At 55.2% G+C, this 23,609-nt stretch carries 23 protein-coding genes; 15 read left to right on the forward strand and 8 right to left on the reverse strand.

The features are described from left to right. Positions 1–74 precede the first annotated feature (74 nt). The 6 genes from AD668_RS11015 to AD668_RS11040 are packed head-to-tail and all read left to right on the forward strand — an operon-like array spanning position 75 to position 5,068. Entirely contained in the window at positions 75–1,130 is a 1,056-nt protein-coding gene (locus AD668_RS11015; RefSeq protein ID WP_082344453.1) for a phosphotransferase family protein, read from the forward strand. Further along, positions 1,130–1,495: a DUF6285 domain-containing protein gene (locus AD668_RS11020; protein WP_053158373.1), complete on the forward strand. Its 366-nt coding sequence runs from the start codon at positions 1,130–1,132 to the stop codon at positions 1,493–1,495. The genes AD668_RS11015 and AD668_RS11020 overlap by 1 nt, the downstream gene beginning before the upstream one ends. Then, entirely contained in the window at positions 1,492–2,205 is a 714-nt protein-coding gene (locus AD668_RS11025; protein WP_053158377.1) for a histidine phosphatase family protein, read from the forward strand. Before AD668_RS11020 ends, AD668_RS11025 begins: the two co-directional genes overlap by 4 nt. A gap of 22 nt (positions 2,206–2,227) precedes the next feature. Further along, the gene (locus AD668_RS11030; RefSeq protein WP_053158380.1) at positions 2,228–3,400 is read left to right on the forward strand and encodes an acyl-CoA dehydrogenase family protein; all 1,173 of its coding nucleotides are present in this window, start codon (positions 2,228–2,230) and stop codon (positions 3,398–3,400) included. Continuing rightward, the gene (locus tag AD668_RS11035) at positions 3,400–4,179 is read left to right on the forward strand and encodes an SDR family NAD(P)-dependent oxidoreductase (protein WP_053158383.1); all 780 of its coding nucleotides are present in this window, start codon (positions 3,400–3,402) and stop codon (positions 4,177–4,179) included. The genes AD668_RS11030 and AD668_RS11035 overlap by 1 nt, the downstream gene beginning before the upstream one ends. Positions 4,180–4,237: 58 nt before the next feature. Next, a complete protein-coding gene (locus tag AD668_RS11040; RefSeq protein WP_053158385.1) occupies positions 4,238–5,068 on the forward strand; it encodes an SDR family NAD(P)-dependent oxidoreductase in 831 nt (276 codons plus the stop codon). 250 nt (positions 5,069–5,318) lie between these two features. Here the strand turns inward: AD668_RS11040 and AD668_RS11045 are convergent, their stop codons facing one another. The 4 genes from AD668_RS11045 to AD668_RS11060 form a co-directional block, all read right to left on the reverse strand. After that, positions 5,319–6,326 (reverse strand): NAD(P)-dependent alcohol dehydrogenase, encoded by a 1,008-nt coding sequence (locus tag AD668_RS11045; RefSeq protein ID WP_053158389.1) that lies wholly within the window; start codon positions 6,324–6,326, stop codon positions 5,319–5,321. Positions 6,327–6,429: 103 nt separating this feature from the next. Then, positions 6,430–7,488: an NAD(P)-dependent alcohol dehydrogenase gene (locus AD668_RS11050; protein ID WP_053158392.1), complete on the reverse strand. Its 1,059-nt coding sequence runs from the start codon at positions 7,486–7,488 to the stop codon at positions 6,430–6,432. A 179-nt stretch (positions 7,489–7,667) separates the two neighbouring features. Then, on the reverse strand, positions 7,668–9,125 hold the full coding sequence (locus AD668_RS11055; protein WP_053158394.1) for an acyl-CoA reductase: 1,458 nt from the start codon (positions 9,123–9,125) through the stop codon (positions 7,668–7,670). Positions 9,126–9,129: 4 nt separating this feature from the next. Further along, entirely contained in the window at positions 9,130–10,569 is a 1,440-nt protein-coding gene (locus AD668_RS11060) for a hypothetical protein (RefSeq protein ID WP_053158397.1), read from the reverse strand. A gap of 286 nt (positions 10,570–10,855) precedes the next feature. Between AD668_RS11060 and AD668_RS11065 the strand changes: the two genes are divergently transcribed. The 6 genes from AD668_RS11065 (at position 10,856) to AD668_RS11095 (ending at position 16,387) form a co-directional block, all read left to right on the forward strand. Next, positions 10,856–12,007: an iron-containing alcohol dehydrogenase gene (locus AD668_RS11065; RefSeq protein ID WP_053158400.1), complete on the forward strand. Its 1,152-nt coding sequence runs from the start codon at positions 10,856–10,858 to the stop codon at positions 12,005–12,007. Next, positions 12,004–12,441, forward strand: coding sequence for a thioesterase family protein (locus AD668_RS11070; protein WP_053158403.1), 438 nt, complete (start codon positions 12,004–12,006; stop codon positions 12,439–12,441). Before AD668_RS11065 ends, AD668_RS11070 begins: the two co-directional genes overlap by 4 nt. A 66-nt stretch (positions 12,442–12,507) precedes the next feature. Further along, entirely contained in the window at positions 12,508–13,176 is a 669-nt protein-coding gene (locus AD668_RS11075) for a TetR/AcrR family transcriptional regulator (protein ID WP_053158406.1), read from the forward strand. A 215-nt stretch (positions 13,177–13,391) separates the two neighbouring features. Next, positions 13,392–13,616, forward strand: coding sequence for a hypothetical protein (locus AD668_RS11080; protein WP_053158409.1), 225 nt, complete (start codon positions 13,392–13,394; stop codon positions 13,614–13,616). Between the two features lie 494 nt (positions 13,617–14,110). Further along, entirely contained in the window at positions 14,111–14,902 is a 792-nt protein-coding gene (locus AD668_RS11090; RefSeq protein WP_053158414.1) for a polysaccharide pyruvyl transferase family protein, read from the forward strand. Positions 14,903–14,974: 72 nt separating this feature from the next. Then, positions 14,975–16,387, forward strand: coding sequence for a glycosyltransferase family 2 protein (locus AD668_RS11095; protein WP_053158417.1), 1,413 nt, complete (start codon positions 14,975–14,977; stop codon positions 16,385–16,387). Positions 16,388–17,186: 799 nt separating this feature from the next. Here the strand turns inward: AD668_RS11095 and AD668_RS29460 are convergent. The 4 genes from AD668_RS29460 to AD668_RS11105 form a co-directional block, all read right to left on the reverse strand. Beyond that, positions 17,187–17,507, reverse strand: a complete 321-nt coding sequence (locus AD668_RS29460) for a hypothetical protein (protein WP_156322328.1) — start codon at positions 17,505–17,507, stop codon at positions 17,187–17,189. 414 nt (positions 17,508–17,921) lie between these two features. Next, entirely contained in the window at positions 17,922–18,152 is a 231-nt protein-coding gene (locus AD668_RS29465; protein WP_156322329.1) for a hypothetical protein, read from the reverse strand. 623 nt (positions 18,153–18,775) lie between these two features. Then, positions 18,776–19,210 carry a GFA family protein gene (locus AD668_RS11100; protein ID WP_053158420.1) on the reverse strand — a complete coding sequence of 145 codons (435 nt, stop codon included), beginning with the start codon at positions 19,208–19,210 and terminating at the stop codon, positions 18,776–18,778. Positions 19,211–19,285: 75 nt separating this feature from the next. Beyond that, positions 19,286–20,227, reverse strand: a complete 942-nt coding sequence (locus AD668_RS11105) for a carbon-nitrogen hydrolase family protein (protein WP_053158423.1) — start codon at positions 20,225–20,227, stop codon at positions 19,286–19,288. 104 nt (positions 20,228–20,331) lie between these two features. Between AD668_RS11105 and AD668_RS11110 the strand changes: the two genes are divergently transcribed. The 3 genes from AD668_RS11110 to AD668_RS29475 all read left to right on the forward strand — a co-directional run bounded on the left by AD668_RS11110 (position 20,332) and on the right by AD668_RS29475 (position 23,592). Beyond that, a complete protein-coding gene (locus tag AD668_RS11110; RefSeq protein WP_053158426.1) occupies positions 20,332–21,015 on the forward strand; it encodes a helix-turn-helix domain-containing protein in 684 nt (227 codons plus the stop codon). A 210-nt stretch (positions 21,016–21,225) separates the two neighbouring features. After that, entirely contained in the window at positions 21,226–22,752 is a 1,527-nt protein-coding gene (locus AD668_RS29470) for a hypothetical protein (RefSeq protein WP_156322330.1), read from the forward strand. A 129-nt stretch (positions 22,753–22,881) separates the two neighbouring features. Then, entirely contained in the window at positions 22,882–23,592 is a 711-nt protein-coding gene (locus tag AD668_RS29475; protein WP_156322331.1) for a hypothetical protein, read from the forward strand. Positions 23,593–23,609: the final 17 nt, after the last annotated feature.

Here is a 23,609-nt window from a genome sequence, read left to right on the forward strand (position 1 = left end):
AAGCTGGCCCGGCAATTGCTCAACTGCATCCATCCTTTTCAACAACAAGTCCAACAGGTCAGGTGCGGCGTCTAATGAGCAGTCCGAACGTAGCAGCGGCGGGAGTACCGCAACCCGAAACACAACTGAAAAAAGCCAGGCTTGAAGCCTTCCTCTGTGCTCAGGCCGGCGCACTACGGGTGACCGTCGACAACCAGCAGCGCCTGTCTGGTGGTGCCATTCAGGAAAACTGGTTGCTCGAGGTGAGTGTGGAGGGGGGCGTGTTTGCAGGCGTCCAGCGCTGGGTGCTGCGCAGCGATGCGCAATCGGCCGTGCAGGAGAGCCTGAGTCGCGCTCAGGAGTTCGCCGTGTTGAGTGCGGTGCACCGAGCCGGGGTCAAGGTACCCCGGCCCCTTTGGTTGTGCGAAGACACCTCGGTACACGGGCGGTCATTTTTCGTTATGGAGTGGGTGTCCGGCATCACTGCCGGCCATCGACTTACCAGTCACTCAGGGGTCCAAGGCGATCAACAGTTGGTTGTCGATTTGGGCGCCAACCTGGCCCGTATCCATTGCATCTCACCTGGCGAGGCAAGCCTGGCGTTCCTTGGCGACCCGCAGCAGGTTTCGGTGCAGGCCTCGATTGATGCCCTGCGTGCCATATTGGACCGCCTCGGCGCCGTTCAACCCGTACTGGAGTGGGGCTTGCGCTGGTGTGAATCAAACGCGCCACAAAGCACCGCCCGGTGCTTGCTCCACGGTGACTTCCGCACCGGCAATTATCTGGCCGAGTCCAGCCGGTTGCAGGCGGTACTGGACTGGGAATTCACCGGTTGGGGTGATCCGCGCGAAGACATCGGCTGGTTCACCGCCCGCTGCTGGCGGTTCGCCCGGCCTGACCTGGAGGCGGGCGGCATCGGCACGCTGGAACATTTCATGCGGGGTTACACCGAGGTGTCTGCCCTCAACATCGAACCCGAAGAATTGGTCTTCTGGCAGGTCATGGCCACCTTGCGTTGGGCGGTCATCGCCCAGCAGCAGGCCCAGCGGCATTTGTCCGGTGAGGAACCGTCGCTGGAGCTGGCCCTGACCGGCACGCTGGTCCCTGAACTGGAACTGGACATATTGCGGTTGACCGGAGGACTGCGCTGATGAACATCCGTCCCGATGCGAATGAATTGCTGGCGATTGCCCGTCAAACCCTGCTCGATGAATTACTGCCGCAGCTGCCGGCCAACCTGCGCTATCCAGCGCTGATGGTCGCCAATGCCATGGCCATTGCCGGGCGCGAATGTAATGAAGGTGAACAGGCGCTGGCCGCGGAAACACAATGGCTGACAGGACTGCTGGGGGATGACCATGGCTCACTGGCGGATGCACGTCAGGCCCTGTGCCGGGCTATTCGCCAAGGCCGTTTCGACACGCCCGGTGTTGAACAGGATCGCCTGTTGTCGGCGCTCCTGGCGATCACTCGGGCGCGGCTGTCCATCAGCAATCCGAAGGCGCTTGGCCAATGAATGCTCCAACGGTTATGCGACGTCGTTGCTACCTGGTACGCCATGGGCATGTGGATTATTTCTCGCCCGAAGGCCAGCCGCTGGACCCGCGTAGCGTGCCGCTTTCCGCTCTGGGAGAAGAGCAGGTGCGGCAACTGGCGCAGGTGATGACGCCGATCCATTTCGACCGAGCGCTGTGCTCCGATTACCCACGCGCCCGGCAGACTGCCGAGGGGCTGCTGGGCGATCGTCAGATCGAACTCCAGGCGTGCGCGCAGCTACGGGAAGTGCGTGCCGGTCGTCTGCGCGAGATTGCACCGCAGCAACTGCAACAGCAGGTCAGCTACGCCTACGACACCTTTGCCGATCCTGAAGGCCGCTTCATGGGTGGCGAGCGCTGGAGCGATTTCGACCGTCGGGTCATGACGCGCTTCGAAGAAGTGCTGGCCGAACCCGAATGGCAAAGCTTGCTGTTGGTCAGTCATGACGCCGTCAATCGCCTGTTGCTGGGATGGGCGCTCGGTGGTCCGAGCGGTTGCGCCGCCGCCCTGGAACAGGACAACGCCTGCCTGAACATCATCGATATCGACATGCAGGCCGGTCGCGTCCTGCGCTGCCATGTGCGTGTCGTCAACCTGACGCCCTGCGACCTTGCCAAGACAAACCAGCGACACACCGTGATGGAGCGCATTTACGCGCAACTCGCGCCGCTTGCCGAACAACGACTCTAGTCGAACATAAACCAGGACCCCCATGAACTTTACGATCCCTCAAGAGTTGCTGGACCTGCGCGAAAAGACCCGCGCTTTTATCGCCGAACAGGTGATCCCCATGGAAGCCGATCCGCGCTTGACGGCGCACGGCCCCAGCGAGGAGTTGCGCCAGGAGCTACTGGCCAAGGCGCGTATCGCCGGACTGTTGTGCCCCCATGCCAGCCGCGAAATGGGCGGTGCAGGCCTGAGCCACTTCGCCAAAGCCATCGTCTTCGAAGAGGCCGGATACTCGCCGCTGGGCCCGATTGCACTGAATATCCATGCGCCGGACGAAGGCAACATTCACCTGATGGACGAGGTTGCCACCCCAGCGCAGAAAGATCGCTGGCTGCGGCCTCTGGTCAGCGGCCGGATTCGCTCCTGCTTTGCCATGACCGAGCCGGCGCCGGGTGCGGGCTCCGATCCTTCTATGATGCAGACTGTCGCCGTGCGCGACGGCGATCACTACGTGATCAATGGTCGCAAATGGCTGATCACCGGGGCCGATGGCGCCGGGTTCGCCATCATCATGGCGCGCATGGAGGACGGCTCGGCGACCATGTTCCTGACCGACATGAACGCGCCGGGGATTATCCACGAGCGGCAACTCAAGACCCTGGACAGCTGTTTTTCAGGTGGCCACTCCGTGCTGCGTTTCGAAAACCTGCGGATTCCCGCCACCGATGTGCTGGGTGAAATCGGCAAGGGTTTTCGCTATGCACAAGTGCGCCTGGCGCCCGCGCGGCTGACCCACTGCATGCGTTGGCTGGGCGCTGCCCGGCGTGCCCATGACATTGCCTGCGACTACGCAAGAACCCGCGACTCGTTCGGCAAGACCCTGGGCGAGCACCAAGGGGTGGGTTTCATGCTGGCCGACAACCAGATGGCGCTGCACAGCACCCGCCTGTCGATCTGGCATTGCGCCTGGGTGCTGGACGAAGGCGGTCGCGGCAATGTCGAGTCAAGCATGACCAAGGTGTTGAGCGCTGAAGCCCTGTGGCATGTGGTTGATCGTTGCGTACAGATTCTGGGTGGCCGCGGCGTGACCGGTGAAACGGTGGTCGAGCGCATCTTCCGCGACATCCGCCCGTTCCGAATTTATGACGGCCCAAGCGAAGTGCACCGCATGAGCCTGGCGAAAAAAATCCTCGAAGGACACAAGGAGTTTTCCTGATGAAACCTGCAATCACTCAGCTGTTTGATCTGACGGGCCGGCGTGCCCTGGTCACGGGTGCTTCCAGTGGTCTCGGTCGGCATTTCGCCCGGACGCTGGCGGCGGCGGGTGCCGAAGTGGCGGTAGCGGCCCGGCGGGTCGAGCAGTTGCAGACCCTGGTCGAAGAAATCGAAGGCGATGGCGGGTGTGCCCGTGCGTTCACTCTGGACGTGACTGACCGAGCCTCGGTCAACCATTGCCTGGCGCGGATTGCCGAAGACATGGGGCCGCTGGATATTCTGGTCAATAACGCCGGTGTCAGCGACAGCCTGCATGTGCTGGAGTACACCGATGAAGATTGGGACCGAGTGGTTGGCACCAACCTCAAGGGCGCCTGGATCGTCGCGCAGGAAGTGGCACGACGCATGGTCGAGGCGCAGCGCGGCGGCAGTCTGATCAACGTGACGTCGATTCTCGCCAGCCGCGTTGCCGGCAGCCTGAGCCCCTACGTCGCGGCGAAGGCTGGCTTGAGCCATTTGACCCGATCCCTGGCGCTGGAACTGGCGCGCCACGAGATCCGGGTCAACTCCATCGCCCCCGGCTATGTGATGACCGAGCTCAACAGCGATTTCCTGCGCAGCGAGGCGGGCGAAAAGTTGCGGGCCCGTATTCCCACCCGGCGTTTTTGCACGCCGGCGGATCTGGACGGTGCCTTGCTGTTGCTGGCCTCCGATGCCAGTCGGGGCATGACCGGCAGTGAGATCCTCGTGGATGCCGGGCACCTGTGTAGCACGTTGTAGTGGTTGCATTGACAAGCGCTACAGCCTTTTACGGATTGAATAGGACTGGAAAACCAACATGAGCCCACTGCACGACAAAGTCGCGGTGATCACCGGGGCCGCCAGCGGCTTTGGTCGCGAACTGGCGATAGCTTGCGCCAACGAAGGCATGCACCTGGCGTTGACCGATATCGATGAAAAAAACCTGCAAGGCACCGTTGCCCTGCTGCCGATGGGCACTCAGGTACTGACGATGACCTGCGATGTCGCGCGGGCCGAGCAGGTCGAGCAATTGGCGGTTGCCACTTATGCACGCTTCGGCGCCACGCACCTGCTGTTCAGCAATGCCGGAGTATTGGTCGGCGGCCCGCTGTGGGCCACGACCGAACAGGATTGGGCGTGGATGTTCGGCATCAACGTGATGGGTGTTGCGCATGGTATTCGCAGTTTTGTGCCGCGGATGCTGGCGCAGAAGGATCAATGCCATATCGTCAACACAGCCTCGGTCGCCGGGTTGCTGTCGGTGCCGGGCAATGGCATCTACTGTGCGACCAAGCATGCGGTGGTGACGATGTCCGAATGTCTGCAACTTGAACTGGAGGAAGAAAACGCCTCAATCGGCGTGTCGGTGCTGTGCCCGGCCTTCGTTCCGACAGGCATTGCCGACGCCGGACGCAATCGTCCGGCCGAATTGGCTGCGACCAATCCGCTGAGGGAAAAGTACGAAGAGCAGACGCGCAAGGCGACCTTGGCCGGCAAGCTCAGTGCGACGGACATCGCACGCATCACCCTCGATGCCGTGAAAGAAAATCGCTTCTACATTCTGCCGCATCAAAAGATCAAGAGCCTGATCGAAGTGCGCATGGGCGATATTCTCGAAGAGCGCACCCCGCGCAAAACCTCGCGCTGAAGAAGTGGCGCAAGTGTAGGAACAAGCTTGCTCGCGATGGTCCTCAACGATGACGCGGGCTGCCTGATGGAACGCGTTGCCCTGACGTTTTTCGCGAGCAGGCTCGCTCCTACAAGGATGCGTGGTGTACCTGTAATCGCAGCCCTGGCGCATAACCCGTAGGAGCAAGCTTGCTCGCGAAGGCGGTGTGTCAGTCAACATCGCGGCTGCCTGTCGAGACACCATCGCGAGCAAGCTTGCTCCTGCAGGATTAGTAGTGCAGGCAGATCTTGCCAAAATGCCCGGCGCAAAGTTGATGGGCAAAGGCTTCGGCAATCTGTTCCAGCGGATAGCGGCTGTCGATGACCGGGCGCCAGCTGAAGTTTTCCAGCGCCCGCACCATGTCCTGTTGCTGTTCACGGCTACCGACGATCAGGCCACGCAGCGTCTGCTGTTTGCGCATCAATTCCAGGGTCGGTACGCTGCCGGCAAACCCGGTGAGCACGCCGATCAGCGCAATGTGACCACCGGCTGCGCAAGCGCGGATGGACTGCGGCAATGTGCCCGGGCCACCCACTTCCACCACGATATCGGCTCCGTGGCCGTCGGTTGCGGCGAGCACTGCATCACCCCATTCAGGCTGGTCCTTGTAGTTGATGACATGGTCCGCCCCCAGTGCCAGCAAGCGTTCTTTCTTGGCTTCGGAAGACGTCGTGGCAATGACCCGTGCGCCCATGGTCTTGGCCATTTGCAAGGCAAAGATCGAGACACCACCGGTGCCCAGCACCAGTACGGTGTCGCCAGCCTTGATCTGAGCATCGACCACCAGCGCACGCCAGGCCGTCAGGCCGGCCGTGGTCAGTGTGGCGGCTTCTTCGAAGGTGTAGCCCTTGGGCGCCAGGGTGAACGCCTCGATCGGCAGGTTGATCAGCTCGCGGGCAAACCCGTCCACGCCGTCACCAGGGACAGTCTGGAAGGTCGTCGGTACGACACGACCCGATTGCCAGTGCGGGAAGAAGCACGACACCACGCAATCACCCACGGTGAATTCTGTCACGCCGTCGCCCACTGCGGTGACAACACCGGCGCCATCGGCCATGGGGATACGGCCATCCGCTGCTCCGGCGTGGCCGGTGACGACACCGAGGTCATGGTAGTTGAGCGAGCTGGCGTGTATGCGCACCTGGATCTCGCCGGCTGCGGGAGCACCGGGTGCGGTCATGTCGACCAGACGCAGATTGTCGAGGCCGGCGGGGTGTTGGAGTTGGATGGCTTTCATGTGTGTCCTTGAGTCAGTCCGTGCGACGGGGATTGGATTGTTCGTTTGCGACAGCCACCTCAAGAGGCCGCTGCGGTGAAGTCCACCGCAGCGAACACCATGATCACTGCGCAACGTCGTGCAGGCTGTTCATGTCGATCACGAAGCGGTACTTCACGTCATTGCGTTGCAGGCGTTCAAAGGCCGTGTTGATGTCCTTGATATCAATCATTTCACAGCTGGGCAATACCTGATGCTCGGCGCAGAAATCCAGTAATTCCTGGATCGCCTGAATGCCACCGATCAGCGAGCCAGCCAGGGTGCGATTGTTGCGAATCAGCAAGCCGCCATGAATAGGTTCAAGGGGTTCGATGGCCCCGACCAGCACCAGAACACCATTGCGCCCCAACAGCATCAGGTACGGGTTGACGTTGTGCCGGCTGGGAATGGTGTCGATGATGAATTCGAAGGCATTGGCTGCTGCCGCCATGGCTGGCGAATCATTGGACAACAGCACGTGATGAGCACCGAGGGCGATGGCATCGTCGGCCTTGCCCGGTGACGTGGTGATGACCGTGACTTCGGCACCCAGGGCCGCCGCCAGTTTCACCGCCATGTGCCCTAGACCGCCAAGACCGACCACAGCGATTTTAGAATCCTTGCCGACGCCATAGCGACGCATCGGGTTCCAGACGGTAATCCCGGCGCATAGCAGCGGTGCAGCGAAACGTGGATCGAGGCTATCCGGCATACGCAGCACGAACTGTTCGCGGACAATGATGTGCTCGGCGTAACCGCCGTAGGTCATTTCGCCGGTGTGACGATCCTTCCCATTGTAGGTCGGCGTAGGGCCGTGGATACACAGTTGCTCCTGATGCTCAGCGCAGGGCGCGCATTGCAGGCAACTGTCGACCTGGCAACCGACCGCGACCCGGTCGCCAATCTTGAAGCGGCTGACGTTGCTGCCGACGGCCGTGACATATCCGACGATCTCGTGACCGGGCACGATGGGATAGACCGTGTTGTTCCAGTCGTTGTGTACCTGATGCGCATCGGAATGGCAGACGCCGCAAAAGGCGATATCGATGGCCACATCATCGGCGCGCAGCGGCCGCCGCTCGAAGCGAAACGGGGTAAGGGCAGTGTGTGCACTGTGTGCGGCAAATCCCAGGCAGGTGGTCATGGCTCAAATATCCTTGAATGAAGTTGGAGTTCCGGCTGCGCCGCCATTGCCTGCAGGAACGAGCACGCTCGCGATGAGCCCGAGAACACCGCGCAGTGCCAGGTTCCCAGCGTTATCGTTAGCGACCATCGCGAGCCTGCTCGCTCCTACAGTGACTCTGCGTTAAACCGGAGGGCAGATCAGATCGATGGACGCAACCAGGGCGCAGGGGTCATTTCCGGCGAGGCGATCTGGTTGACGATCCACTTGCCCATGCGCCGTAGCGGCTCAATGGAGTCTTGCGGCCCCGCCCATTTCAGTCCCGCCGCGTAGCCCAACGAGACGATGCGTTGGGCGCCATACAGCGGCAGGATGTCCTTGAGTTCATCCTTGATGCTTTCCGGGTAGACGCCGACGGTCTGGGTGTAGGCATCCACCGCATCCATCATCTCGTTGAGGTCATCGACGGGGACCAGATTGGCGGTGCGGTCGTCGAGCCGGGTGGCGAATGACACCGCTTCCGGCAGTTGCGAGCAAATGACCGCACCTTCACCGTCCTGGCCACCGATCACCTGATACCACTCGTCATCCAGGCGCAGTGCGTCGACTTCGGCCTTCAAGCCCTGGTCGTAGCGTTTGGGCACGGTGCTGAGGGTGTTGGGCAGGGTTTGCATGGCGTCGTAGACATAACGACCAAAGGTGTTCAGTTGCGCCAGGCCGGCCTCATCGGTGCCGCTTTGTACGTAGACCACCCGGGCGCACACGCAGGCCTTCTGGTTCAGTGCGCCGATGTCGCTGGCCAGACGCACGGCGGCCTCGCGCATGGTTGCTTCGTTGTCGAAGGTGTCCTTGCCGATGATGCTGGCGCTGCGTTTGGGGTCCAGGGAAATCAGTTCCAGCCCCGGCTGGATGTAGCGGGTCACGTGCTTCATCGATGCATAGCCGCCCCAGGCCACGATCTTCTCCAGGTTCTGCGGCTGGTACAGACGCTCCTCGAAGGCTTGATCGCCGCCTTTCCAATAAGCGACGCTGAGGTGTTTGGTCAAGGGATGGTCCGGCGCCATTTCCACCATGGTGCGGGCGATGGCGAGGGCGGTGAAAGGGTCGTTGGACGGTGCCTTGATGATCGCGTCACTGCGCAGCACCATGTTGCGCAAAATGGTCAACAGCGATAGCCCGGTGGCATTGCCCGCGACGATGTGCAGGGTCCGCGCGCCGAAGCAGCGTACCTCCAGTTCGGTGCCGTCGAGCAAGCGCTGCCTGACCCAGCTTTCGAGGTATTTGACGCCCACTGAGCTCTCCACCTGTTCGGTGACCGACTCGCGGGTGAGCATATGGCGCAGCCCCATGTAGCTGCCCTTGACCATGCTCGGTGTGACCGGTGCTGTCAGGTAGGACAGCTCGCAGGCTTCCTGCAAAAAGGGGTTTTTATCGAACTCCAGGCGTTCACCAAGGGCTTCGGCGTAGTCGAGGATGTCCTTGAAGCTGAGGGTGTACAGGTCGGCGAGTCTGGCCGGATTACCCAGTGGCAACTGGTCGATGTATTGGTGGGCATCCGGGGTCTGAAAGATCAGGTCGCCGCCACGGCCGCCGACGTCGATCAGGTTGTCGGTGATGACGTTGCCACGGATGATCATTGGCGCGATGGGTTTGCTCATGGGGTCAGCCCTCCAGGGTGTTGAGGAAGTCCATCGCCTGGCGATGGGAGTCTTCAGTTGCGGCGCAGGTGATCTTGTCGTCACCGCCATTGAGTTCGCTGTAGCGCTGGATCGGCCCGACCACGTAGCAACTGGGTCGACCGCAGGTGCAGGGCTGGTCCCATTCGATGGTGATTTCATCGCCGGTGATAAAGCCGCCCCAACGGATCTCTGCGCCGAGGTCGAAGAATGCGGCACGACCGGTGACGCGGCCGGTGCGCGGCAATGGCTGGCTGGTTTGCGGATCGAGCAGGTAGGGAATGACCGTAGGGGCGAAGTGGAAGTGGCCAGCTTCGCAACGGGCATGCGCGCCGCCGACAATTTCCGACATGGCATAGGATTCGTTGAGGGTCTTTGCCCCGGTAAAGCGCAGCACGTCTTCGCGCCAGCCCTCGGGTTGCACGACGCCTTTGCCGCCACCGGAAGTGTGCACGAACGAGTCAGGGTGGAAGACACCTTCCAGTCCGCGCGCCAGGCCAGCCTTGGCCATGCTGTGCAGCAGGTTCCAGGTGGCAGCGACGTAGACACGCTGGCCCCTGAGTTCGGTGGACATGTGATCGAAGAAGGTCGCCAGATGCGCAGGCATGTCGGCCTGCAACCGGTCGAACGCCTTCTTCTTTTCCAGCAATTGTGGGCTGATCACCAGCCGGTCGAGGGTGCCTTTGGACTGCGCCGCACGCAGCTTGGCGCCCAGATGCAGCACGTCAGTGCTGAGAGTGGTCGGGTACGCCGCATGGAAATGCGATTCGTCAGGCAACAGCGCCGGGATCATCGCGGCGTGGACGCGCACATGGCTCAGGTAGCCCCTGCGATAGTAAGGGTAGATCGTGTGCAAGTTGGGCGATGGGGTGTCCGGACCGTCCATGCTCCACACCATCATTTTGCGCAGTTGGGCGAATTTGTCCCACTCATGCACGCCCTGGGGCAGGAACGACAGGGTGCCGGAAGTGCCCGAAGTGTGGCTGATGCGCAGTTGCGGCACAGCCTCGTCCATGGTTTCGAACCATTCATCGAGGCCCTGGCAATCGCTGACGTTCACCGCCGCGATAGCCTCGGCAATGTCCGGGGTCACCAGTTTGCTCAGCCACTTGTTGATCTGGCCAAAGCTGCGCTTCTCCAGCAACGAGGGCGGGTAGGACTTGTATACGGTGTGTTCGAACAGCAGCGGCACGACATCGTCGAGTTGCTCGAGCTGTTCGATGCCTTGGGCGTCGGCGAGTTTTTTCAGTACCGGTATGCGCTGGCGCAGTTCGGCGAAACGCTGCTTGAGTCCATTGAGCTGTAACGCGTCGATGTCGGCGCGAGGCAATTGGTTCCAGGCGTGCTGGGAATAATTAACCAAGTCTGCCGGGTTGTTCAGCAACAGCTGGGTTTTTTGTTCTATCGACAGGGGGGATGTGGGCATTGTCTGGCTCGCTACTCGTGAAGTGGGAACCGGCGAGGCCGGGGGGGAGTGCGGCTCAAGTATGGGCAGGCCAATTTGGATTTTGTTCCGGATTCCCGTGTTCTGTACTTCTTCTTAAGTTGCTGAAAATAAACGATTAAAAATGAAGTTCGTGCCGATCGTGTGAAGCATTCCGGATTCGCTGCGGGTGAACGTTTTTCAGGCGAAAACACGCTGTTTGCTGACATACACTCAGCCGCCAACGCCGTGAAAAACTCAGTGCAACATTCCCATTCGTGAGGCTTCCATGTTGAAAATGGTATTTCAGACAACCCCGTCAATAATCATCGAACGCGGTGCTGCGACCCGACTCGCCGTGCAGGTGAGCGCCATGGGGTGCAGGTCGGTTCTGGTGGTGACCGATGCGGGGGTGGTTGCGGCTCGCTTATTGGATGCGGTACTCGCCGGCCTTGAGGATCAGGAGATAACCGTCAGCGTGTTTTCTCAGGTACAGGCCGACCCACCGGAGTCCGTAATCCTCGCCGCGGTGGATGCCGCAAAAGCCTGTGGCGCTGATTGTGTGGTGGGGCTGGGCGGTGGCAGTTCGCTGGATGCCGCCAAGCTGGCCGCACTGTTGGCGCGCAGTGGTGAGTCGTTGAATCAGGTCTACGGGATCAACCGGGCCAAGGGCCCGCGCCTGCCGTTGATTTTGGTGCCGAGCACGGCAGGGACCGGTTCGGAGGTGACGTCGGTTTCGGTGGTCACCACCGGGGCGGGTGAAAAAAACGTGGTCTACTCACCGATGCTGTTGCCCGACTTGGCGGTGCTGGACGCGGAGCTGACCCTGGGCCTGCCGTCCCACGTCACGGCCGCGACAGGGATTGATGCCATGGTCCATGCCATCGAGGCCTTTACCAGCAAGCATCTGAAAAATCCGATATCCGATTGTCTGGCGCGTGAGGCGCTTCGTCTGTTGTCCGGCAGCCTGTTCCAGGCCTGTCAGGACGGTAGCAACTTGCAAGCACGGGAAAATATGTTGCTGGGTGCCTGCCTGGCGGGTATGGCATTCGCCAATTCCCCGGTGGCCGCGGTACATGCCTTGGCGTACCCGCTGGGTGCACGTTTCCACATACCCCATGGCCTTTCCAATGCGCTGGTACTGGGGCCGGTGATGCGTTTCAATCTGTCGACGGTGGCATCTCAATATGCGCAGTTGGCAAGCATTGTCCTGCCTGGCTTCAGCGGCTCTGATCAGGATAAAGCCTTTGCCCTGGCCGACTACCTCGGCAGCCTGGCCGGTGAGCTGGGCCTGCCGACGCGCCTGCGCGATCTGGGTATTACCGAGTCCGACATCGAGCCGCTGGTGGTAGACGCCATGCGCCAGACACGCCTTCTGGGTAACAATCCCCGGTCAGTCAGTGAAGCGGATGTACGCTCGATCTACCGGGAAATCCTGTGAGCGGCAAGGTCAACCGGCCACACCGGAATCAGTTTCGGCGTTTCACCCAAATGCCGACGCGCTGGGGGGACCAGGACGCCTATGGGCATGTGAACAACGTGGTCTATTACTCGTACTGCGAGTCGGCAATCAGCGCGTTTCTGGTCGAGCAGGGCACCCTGGACACTGCCGACAGCCCGGTGATCGGCTTGATCGTCAACTCGGGCTGTACTTATTACTCATCAATCTGTTTCCCCGACCAGATCACGGTGGCGATGAAAATCTCCCGCCTGGGCACCAGCAGTGCGCGATACGAATTGGCCCTGTTTCGCAATGACGAGAACGAAGCGTGCGCCGCGGCGCACATCGTCTACGTGTATATCGACCGGGCCAGCCACACCTCGGTGCGCATCCCGGAAACAATACGTACTGTGCTCGCCAGACTCGCTGACTAAGCGAGCGTGCTCGGCCATACTCCGGTTTGCCGCCGTGGAGAAGGGCGGCACTCTGGAGAGGACGGCGTGATCAAACCAACTCAAGACAAGAAAGCCGTGCAGGTAGAAATACCTGCAGAACCTCGCAAAGAGCCGCGTCAGGCTCGCTCAATTGCGCTGGTTACAGCACTGAAGCAAACCGGTCGACAGATCCTCGAAAACGAAGGGCGGGACGGCTTGAGTGCCGTACGCCTGGCCGAAGACTCCGGTGTAGCGATCAGTTCGATCTATGAATACTTTCCAACGATGGAGGCATTGATCGCTGCGGTGTTTGAAGATTATCGATCTGAAGCCCGCAATGAATTGTTCGCCAACATCATGGGCTTGCCGGCAGAGGTGACCTTGTTCGAAGGTATTTTGCTGGCGCTTCGCGCGGTGCTGGCCAGCCATCAAAAAAAGGTGTTGTTCGATCCGGCCTTCAGTGTGCGCTCCACTCATTATGATGAGCTGGTGCGGCTGGATGTGGTCCAGGCCAAACAACTCTGGACGACCACGGCAACCTCAGCGTTGATGACCCGTTTCGCTAACGACATCCGGGTGAAGGATCGAGAGAAGGGTGAATTTCTGGTCTACCAGACTCTGATGGCGCTCCCTCGGGCAATCCTGCTGGAAAAGCCGTGCTATCTCAATGATGACGACACTCCCAGGCTGATGGCGCGAATGCTTTACGCAATGCTGACTGATCCGCTTCCCTGAGCACCGTGAAGTGAGGCCCGCAGTCAATTGCGGAACATGATCAACCGCCTGGATGTGAATTCTTCGGTGTAACCCGGGTTGTTCCTGGCACCTCCTGATGGGCCTCAATTCGAGGCATGGAGGAGTCTGAGAAACCCGGGGTGATTCAGTACGATGCTTCGATTAGGGGTGATTGATTGAAGGTCAAGTATGTGGCCGGATCAAGAAGCTTTGAAATGAGCCATCTCTTTGAACGAGCCGTCGACCTGGAGCTGGAGTGCCCCAACTGTGGAAATATGCCTTTCATCATTGGTGGCACTGAGCCGGCGGCTATTCACTCGCTCGCTGATTACTCCGGACAAAGCTGCGCCGAATGCCGCTATGTAGTTAGCGAGTCTGATGTTGAGTGGGCCATGAAGTTTGCCATCTATAAGCTGGTCAAGGACTGCTTCAAGGTTTAGAGCTGGTGACAGTGGGTGTGTATCGGGGTGACGGAGGGTAGGGGGCGAACGGATGCAGGGAGCGCCAGTAAAAACAGCTATATTGCAAAGGGGCTTGTATACCTTCTCATGGATATCAACGAGCTTGCTCGCTAGACGATTTCAAAAAATCTCCCACTCTGACAGTCAGATTTGGATGCTCTGCACGGATCAATTCGATCACATGCTTCTCTTGCTCTGGCGTGAATGGACTGGAGTGCGCAGCGCGGTCCGTCGAATCTTTCTCTTGCTGATCCCGCATCGGTTTCTCGATAAGTGGTGAATTAGGATGGTAACGCAAGACTGATAAAGCTTTCAGATTGGAAGTCGTTCTGGACGAGTCGTCGTGATGATGATAGAAAGACGACCATTTTCGCAGTAAAGCGAATTTCATATAGCATTTTTTTTAGTGGTAGTCAATGGATTGCCGGTTGGTTTGGGCAAGAGGCTGGCTTTAGCAAGTAGGGAGAGTAGTTATGGGCCGTATTACTGCGTACTGGTGGGAGCCAGAAAGCGGGACCGACATCAATCTTGGTGATCACATCAACAAAGTAATTATCGAAGCTTGCTCAGGGAAAGAGGTGGTCCGAGCAGAGCGTAATAATTGTGACTTGGTTGCGATCGGCAGTGTACTTTGGAAAGCCCTGGAAAACGCTGGTCAGACTAAAAAACTGCATGTTTGGGGCTCTGGTCTAATGGCGCATTGGGACTATAAAAGCAAGTATGCCTATAAGAATGTCGAGTTCTGTGCGGTAAGGGGTAACTTTACGGCTGCTGTAGTCGGTCTTCCCGACTCTCTGCCCAAAGGCGATCCAGGTCTATTGATCTCTGATGTACTGCCCTTCAAGAAGCATAAAAAATATAAGTATGGGATCATTCCTCATCACAAAAACATGGAGGATGAGAACGTTCTGTTTTTGCTTGAAAATTTGAAGGATTCTGTGCTGGTTGACTTCCGCAATCCAGACTATAAGAAGACTTTGGAGTTGATGAACTCTTGCGAGTTTATTATTTCCAGTGCCATGCATGGATTAATCATAGCGGACTCGTATGGTATTCCAAATATGTGGATGCATACAAATGAGATTCATCGAGGTAATCGCTTCAAGTTCTACGATTATTTCTCATCCGTTGGGCGTTTGGATAAGCAAGTAGACGTCAAGCAATGGGTCGCCCAAGGTGCGTCTGAAAACGCATTTCGTGAAGATCACGTCAGTAATATTAGAGCTTGCAAAGATGGTCTGTTAAAGGCTTTTCCAAAGTTCTGATAGCTTTTCTGTCTAGTCGAAACTGTCATGCAAAATGAATGGTTGGTTTTTGCGTGATGTGAGGGAGTGCAAATGCTTGATGCGGTCGTGGGGAAGTCAGATCTGAAGGTGGCGGTTTTCGCTATTTGTAAGAACGAGAACCCTTATATTTTAGAGTGGGTCGCTTATCAAAAGCTGGTTGGTTTTGATAAGGTTTTTGTATATGACAATGTTAGTGATGATGGCACATCTGAAACGCTGATTCGACTGCACAATGAGGGCGAAATCACCCGTATTTTTTGGCCCCGACTTCCTGATGTTGCCCCACAGCGTAGCGCTTATGCAGATTTTCTCGAGCGTTTTGCTAGTGAATTCGACTGGGCAATGATGTGTGATCTTGATGAGTTCCTTTGCGTTGATGACGGTGACGTAAAGGGGTTTATCAGCAAGGGTGTAGCAGTTAATGCAAGCGTCTCCGCTATTGCGGTGCCTTGGCTGATTTTCGGTGCGTCTGGCCATGAAAAGCTGGAAGACGATCTTGTCGTTAATCGATTTGATCACTGTCAGATGAAGTGTGCGCGCAGCGTTAAAAGCTTATTCCGGCCTAGTGATACCTTCAATATCAGAACTCATATCGTAGATATCGGATGTGGCGAGTACGTAGATAATGAGTTTTCGCCCGCAGTCTGGTCAAATATTGCACCAACAGACTTGCATAAGCCCAACTTTGGCGGTGCAAGAATTCACCACTATTTCACTAAGTCTCGAGGTGAGTGGGAAGTTAGGAAGTCGTTGGGTCGCGCAGATCGCAGCGAAATAGAGTTGAGAAATCTTGAAATATTCGAACGCTATGTCAGTTTGGACGGTCGGAATGAAGATCTCAAGAAGTATTCGGCATCAATAAATCAATATGTTACGCCGCGCCTGATTAAAAATACCTCGGTGTTGGATGCAGGAATTGTCTTCGTTAATGAAGATTTTATTGTGTTGAATTTGAAGGGTGAATATTCGAGCCGTCCTGATGTCAGGGTTGTTGTCAATGATATTTTAGAGGTTGTATCAAGCAATCTCATTAAGTTGCATGATGGGTCGTTTGGTGTTTCGATTAATATTACGCGGTTGTCCGGGCCATTAAGCAAGATTAGAATTTCAGAAATCGAATCGGGCAATAGTTTTACATGGGTTCATGGGGATTTCCCAACACGTAAAGCCATGCTAAAAAGCGTTCTTCGCTTAATGCCTAGTGCCGAGATGATGAAATTTAACTTGTTCCGCCGTCTTTCGAGTACGGAGCAAGGTTGCAAATATCTTGCTGGCGTGGATTTTGGTGGTTTTCCAAAGTATCCAGAGTTGCAGGATTTTATACAGCTGCTCAAATTAAGAGAATTCAGTAAGCTGTCAGCTGAAGATGTTCAGTCTTATCTGGAAAAACACTCGCGCGCGGGTGAGAATACCCTTAAGAACTTTAAAAAGCCGTCTCACTTTGTAGGTGGTCTCTTGCCTTAATTAGATTCTACGATGTACACCAAATTCCCAATTTAGCCCGCCAAGCGCGGGCTTTTTTTTGTAAGCGCTCATGAAGCGCATATTCAAAGCCTCTAATTGTGCCTCATGCTCAGTCAGTGGCCGACAACGAAATACTGCTGTCATCGAACTGCTCGCCAGAGATGTCACGGTAAACCGTTCCCCATCCTGAAGAAGTTGGGGTTTGTATCGCACGACTGCTTTACAAAGAGGGCCGGCTGCGTCCGCATGATTCGGAATCAGGAGAGGTTAAGCCTGATACTGAGGAGAAATTCTAAACGTTTCCCAGTGACTAGCCGACGGTCTGTCAAACTCTATCCCTCCTCTTCTATTCGCACAGACATAATTCCCAAAAACCTTCAGTCTGATCTTTTTGGCTTCTTTCGTGATCATGATGCGATTTTCAACATCCTGTAGCTCGTCGTTAGCAGCTTTAAGTTGTAAGTTTCCAGATTTTTCGAGTGTGCAGATGTAAATGGTTCCATCTATGATTATCGCGGTGGTAGTTGCTTCGGAATTCAGCCTGAAAGGGAAAACGTATTTTAGTATTTTGCAATGTGAATTTATTTCGGATTCAGTTCTATGTGCCAACTTGGAACTGGCTAGATCGTAACAAACAAAAGTGTTGTGGTGGGTTTGTATTCTTTTAATCATCCAGGATGACGAATTTAGATCGATGCTTTGGTATAAATTTGACAAAAGGTGTTCGCGAATTGAACATTGATTTCGCTCCATAATTCGCCCTAGGACAGTGAGTGAAATTGCTAGGTGTTCCTGGGTGTCAATTCTTGAGAGGATGTTGTTGTCGATTTTGGATAATAGTTGTGGGTCGAGTTTGCTTTGGTAAGAAGGGTTGTTGATAAGTTTTGCGCTTAATAAAGGATGCCTTATAGAAGATTTCAAATGCGATTTGTGCTCTTTTGGTGCTGGATCTTCTGGTTCGATTTGCGGCTGTTCGTAATGCGTCAAGGTCTCCGGTTTCTGCCATGGTGATAAACTCGGAGATCGGTTTTGTTCCTGCTAAAATTGGTATTATCTGATGGCCGCTGTGAGGAATATGAATGACTTCTATTTTGTGTCCTAGTTGTTGGATGCTTCTCATGTGAAATGAATCTTTCGAGTGGCGCGGGTCGTAAAATGCAAATGTTACCGGCCAGGTCTTCTTTAGTGATACCCATCCCCGTCATGCCAGGTTCAAAATACGCCTCATACCAATTTTTGTTTCCATTGCACTCGATTGGATCAATGGATCAATGGATCAATGGATCAATGGATCAATGGATCAATGGATCAATGGATCAATGGATCAATGGATCAATGGATCAATGGATCAATGGATCAATGGATCAATGGACCACTGGGGGCACAATGTAACTACGAAGTCGGCTTTTAGCAGGTTTGAATACTTAAGGGCGGCGTAACCCCCCATTGAACCACCATACGCGATGGTTTTTTTAAATTTTGATAATATGGGAAGTATTTTTTTTGCGGCCAAGAGCATGTTCTGTTTTGGGAATCAGTTGGCTCTTTTAGCCATAAAACCAATCGTAGATAAGCCTAGTTTCTTGAGTGGAGTGTCTGCAAAGTATCGCGTTTCATTTGCTAGAGATCCTATGTCGCCAAAAGTAATTATTATTTTTTCAGCGTTTCCATCCCAGAATACTACTTTTATTTCCTCATCTTCGTAGATGACTATGTTATTTGTTTCTTCTTGTGTATTGGTTTTTTCTGGGTTTACATCTGACATCGTAAATACCGTTTCTCGAAAACTTCGTAGTTTTTGCTTTTGAGTCGTTGCTGAGGGTAAGGGGCGCAGGAGTCTATCACCGCCACTTGGGATTATTCCACCCAGGCTTGCAGCGCAAGGTAGGCAAACGCGCTGCGCAAAGCCCCGGTTTCATTGGTCCTGAGTATATATCGCCCCTCCAATTGAAGGAATAGTCTGGGTCGGGTCATCGCTTAACCTCATGCGGATCTGGATCCTGGTCAGCCTGGGAGCGTTTTTTCCGACACCCGGCAATACGGATAGGCTGTGCAACCGATCATCTAGCGCGCCGAGGTTCACCGCTCAAATCCTTGATACGACAAAATCCTGAACAATCAGGGCTTTGTCGTATATAGATCGGGGCGATGGGATTCGAACTCATGGACCTGTTACAATTAGGTTTTTACAGACTGTAAAATTAAACTTTATATAATAGGTTAGATAAAATTCATTTCCGAGGATGAATTTTTTACTGCTCTGTAGGACGCTGATATCAAGGTCGTCACTTTACTTGCGGAAACGAGTCTCGCGATTTTCCGCAGCATTGCGCTTCGACAACCGACCCATTGCGGTCCGTCACGGTGGGATCACGCACCCTGCTAGCGCTATTCGTCGATGCTGACGCCCGATCCCCCTAAATCGTTGGGGACATCCTTCAGCTTGGGCAATCCATCTTTGATGCGTAACACGGTCTCCTGATAGTGGACGTGAACGCCTGGCGTATAAGCGAGATCCGGGATGACAGCGGCATACACGTCGATGAGTCCCATCCCTGGGTGTTCGGTGAAGATGTGCCCGCCGCAACTCTTGCACCATTTTCGGTAACTCTGCGTTGTCTTGTTGTAGGTGCCGATGTTGTCAGCCCCCCGAGTTATGTGCAGCGCCTCGGGTTTCCATAGCGTGAAGGCATTGACCGGTCCTGCTGACCAATGCCGACATGACTCGCAATGGCAATAGCCCATTGCGGCGGGTTCACCGCTGACGATGAATTCGACTGCGCCGCAAAAACAACTGCCTTTGTAAGACCTTTGAATGCTCATGGAATGACTCCTTGATAAGTTGTCAGGTGATACCGCTGCTGATGCAGTGGATCGCCTCAAAGTTGCCTGGTGGCTTCACCCGTCGATGTAGCGCACCGCTGTCGCTGGCGTGCGCCGAACCTGCAGTTCGAAAATGTCAGGGCGCGCATAGTGCCCGGTGACGTCGAGTGCCCGCCGCGCTGGCGCCACGAGTGAGACGTCGATGTCCGCATACAGAATGCCTGCCTCCCGGTGTAATGGACCGGCCACGAGTCGGCCTTGAGGATTGACCACCACCGAGTCGCCGTCGTTGATCCACTCGTCCGGATCGGGAAACAGTTGTGTACGCGCCGGAAAGTCATCGGGTATGTCGCTGCCGCGCAGCGAAGTGCCACTGCCGAGCACAAAACATCTGCCTTCGAGTGCAATGTGACGCATCGTGCTGATCCAGCCCTCGCCAGTGTCGTACGTGGGGGCGATGTAGATTTCCACCCCTTGGGCATACAACGCATAGCGCGCCAGAGGCATGTAGTTTTCCCAGCAGATGAGCGCACCAACGCGGCCGACCGCTGTATCGACCGTACGCAAGCCGGACGCATCACCGAAGCCATGCACCATACGCTCGGGATTCGTTGGCATCAGCTTACGGTGTCGGTTGAGCACTTCGCCGCTCGTTCCGATAACGACTACGCTGTTGTAGAGGGTGCCGCCTCCATTGCGACGGTCGCATTCATTGATGCCGCACACGATCGTCACGGCGTGAGCTCTGGCGGCCTCGCACAATTGGCTCAGGTCACCGTTGGCGATATCAACGGCGTTGGTCAGCAGCCGCGTGTGCAACTGGCCCATTAAAGCCCCGTCCTTTCCTGCCGCCAGCCGCCAGATCCACGACGGATAACCTGGAATGAACGATTCGGGTAAAACAATCAGCGAGGCTCCGGCCGCCGCAGCTTCAGCGACCGATTGTACGGCTCGGACGATCGTCGCACTGCGATCGAGCAGCACGGGCGGGCGCTGAATGATGGCTATTTTGGTCATGACGTTCCCCTGTGGTGGTTGGCTTTGGAAGGTTCAAGCGTGCGCCTGGGGAATTCGCGAGGCTAGTTCAGAATCTGAAGCGTTGTAGTTGCGGAGTACAGGCGATGGATGAAAGCTACGGTCAGTTCTGCACGGTCGCGCGCGGTGCTGAAGCGCTGTGTGAGCGCTGGACACCGTTGGTCGTGCGCGAATTGCTGTGCGGAAGCAAGCGTTTCAATGAACTGCACCGCGGCGTACCGCGGATGTCCACCAGCTTGCTGGCACAGCGGCTGCGCCATCTGGAAGATATCGGTGTCGTTCATCGCACGGCCGCAGGCAAAGTCTGGGAGTACAGCCTGACCGAGGCGGGCGAGGATTTGCGCCCCATCATTATGGCGCTAGGGCATTGGGGCGCGCGTTGGATAGGCAGTCGCCTTCGCGATGACGAACTCGACGCGGGCCTGCTCATGTGGGACGTGCGCCGGTTTGCGTGCATCGAGAAGTTTCCGTCCCGGCCGGTGGTCATTCACTTTAAGTTCCGCGACGCTCGATCTGGCGAGCAAGAGTGGTGGCTTGTGGTTGAACAGGGTGTAGCAGATCTATGCCGCGACGACCCTGGACGCGAACTGACGCTCGTCGTGGATTCTAGCGTGCGCGCGTTGACTGAGGTGTGGACTGGGGACCGCACACCGAGTGATGTTCTTCAGTCGCGAGACCTGCGTGTAGATGGCGCAGTGCAGGATGCGGAAAACCTGTGGCGCTGGCTTGGCACGAGTGCGTTCGCCAGAACCCGGAGCGCTGCAATCTAGCCTTTTAAGCCGTGCTCGATGAAGAGATCAATGACATTTATTGGGGAGCTGATGACTCTGTACCGTATTTTTCAGGGACATCTCCAATAGTTTTCGCCGCAGTTAGAATGGATGGGAATTCAGCCATGTGTTGAGTGTGGGAAGGTTTCATTTTATGATGTATGACTTGGTTTTTTTTAGCTTTGTAAGCTCTATTGCAAGGAAGTGAAAGTGAGTCTGAATATATTGATTCTAGGGACATCTAACTCATTGATAAAGGGCGGGTGGGTTGATGGATTTAGATCGTCCACACCTGGTTGCACGATAACAAATTTGTCGGTTGGAGCGTCACCTGGAATCCAGTTTGCCGCTTTGCTTCATACTGATTTCTCTCAGTATGATTATGTGTTCTTTGATAGCGTGCCAAATGATGAGGTTTATCAATATACAACTCAAGGATACAGTGAGGTTGAGTTCTCTACAGGGATTCTGTATGAGCTGTTTTCCACTATATCAGCAGAGTCGCGTCTAGTTATTTTAGGTGTCTGTAATAAGAAGTACTTCAAGCAAGAATCTCGGATTTATTCATTAAGAAGATCCTTGGCAGCGTCGTGTGGCGCTGAATTTATTGATGTCAGGCAGCTGATGCTTGCTTATTCAGTCTTTTTTGTTCGTCGGAGTGGGGTTGTTGATCTTTATGATACTCATCCTTCGCACCCACTCCCACAACATATGTTTTTTATAGGTGGTTTAATAGGGCGTTGTTTGTTGCAGTTGCCCGTCGTTGGCGAACTCTCTGGAAAGTGCTATCGAGACGGGTATTCTGTGTGGCGTGCTTCCTCGATGATTGGCGCTGGTTTAAATGTCGTGGAGAGAAGCAATAGTTTGCTGAAAGAGTCTTTTGCACTGCTTGTGAATGGTGAGTCTCTTGATTTTAATGAGCCAGGAATGTGCGTGGGGTTTTATTTAAATTTCCGTGGTACCAACGCCGTGGCTTCTTTGTTGGATGCAGACTTAAAAGAGGTTTTTCATATCAATCTTTTTGGTGGTGTGGATGATCGGATTATGAAAGTTTTTGTTCCGGTTCCGAATGGAAGGGTAATCTCAAAAATACTGGTTAGAGAACATTTTGCTGGTGAATGTTATACGCCAGTGATGTTCAAGAAAAAGCGTGATGGTCAACCTGCTACTGAGTTGCAAATATCACACGCGGTTTTTTTGCGCCCGAATCAGGATAAAAAATTTGATATGAGTTCGATCGAATCTTCTGCTTCAGCATGCTCAAATCGTTTGATGAACATGGTTTCCAGTATGATTGACTCGGCAATCAAGGTCGAACAGGAAAAGACAAAAAAACCAGGTGTATTCGATTATTATGGTCGATATATCTATTTTGATAGCCGTTCCAATAAGTGTGTCTCGCTTGGTTCTGAGCGTAAGCTGGAGCCGGCAGATGAATTGTGGCCTGTGATTATGAAAAATGAAGATGGCAAGGTGGCTCTTTACGCGGAGGTTGGTAAGGATCTATTTTTGCTATCGGCTTATTCAAGCAGGATCTCAATTTCGAACTCTGAAGTTCTTCCTGTTGGTGGAGGGCAAGAAGATATTGTTGGCGACTCCTTTATAGTTGGTCGAAAAAAGTCGAATCGTTTTGCTTTGCGTTGTGGCGAGAGCTTTTTGTCTTCCCGGCCAAATGGGGCTGTTGTCTGCAATAGAATTGAGGCTAAAAACTGGGAGTTATTTTCTTTTATTCCGTAATAGGGTGTTTAGAGTGACGGGAGTTTTTCCTTTTGGGCTGGGCCCTTGCATTCAAGGGCTGATCTCCCGCCTATCCGCGTGTTGACGTCATAATTAAACGTCGCGTCTATCCTGGGTTGACCGTTGCGAGTGTCCTTCGGCAGGGCGCTTGGAGGTGCTGGCAGGCCGGGGACAATCCCCCGGCCTGCTCAGCTCCGCTCAGTTCAGGCCAAGTCAGGAACTGAGCTGATTAAAAGCAATGGTGATCATGCTGCAGCCGAAAAGGACCGCGCAAACGGCGTTTGGGATGCCGCGCTTGGCGCGCGGCATCGAAAACCCAATGGCGAACCAAGCAATCGTAAAGACCAAAACGATAAAGATGGTGTTCATGAAGACTCCGCTTTTGAGTGCTGCACGATTGTTGTGCAGCTTGCTCAAACCACTAATCGGCACACTTTTTGTAATCTTCACTCCGATCTGAAAAAAACAATTTGTAGTGGTCAACTATTCCCCTCAGCGATACTCGCTACAACATTGCTCTCTGGATGTGCCCTTTATGCGGATACAACCTTTCAGCCATACGAAGCGAAAAATGGAGCATTTGAAGGGCAGGGTGGTGCAAAGGAGACCATCGATGGCATCGATTTTTGGACGAGTGGTGAGCCACTGCGAAAATTCAAGATACTCGGCGTTATCAACGATGTCCGCGTAGACAATCCAATCACCATGAACGGCTTGAAGGGGGCGGTTGCTCAAAAAGCCAAGGAGGCTGGAGGTGATGCAGTGATCTGGAATGGTGAGTCAAATCGACATGGCGACCGTGCCAGCTCAAAGTTTGCCGTAATCAAATATCTTGATTAACAGAGTTCCCAGCATGG

The organism is Pseudomonas sp. P1.8 (assembly GCF_001269805.1).
Taxonomy (GTDB): Bacteria; Pseudomonadota; Gammaproteobacteria; order Pseudomonadales; family Pseudomonadaceae; genus Aquipseudomonas.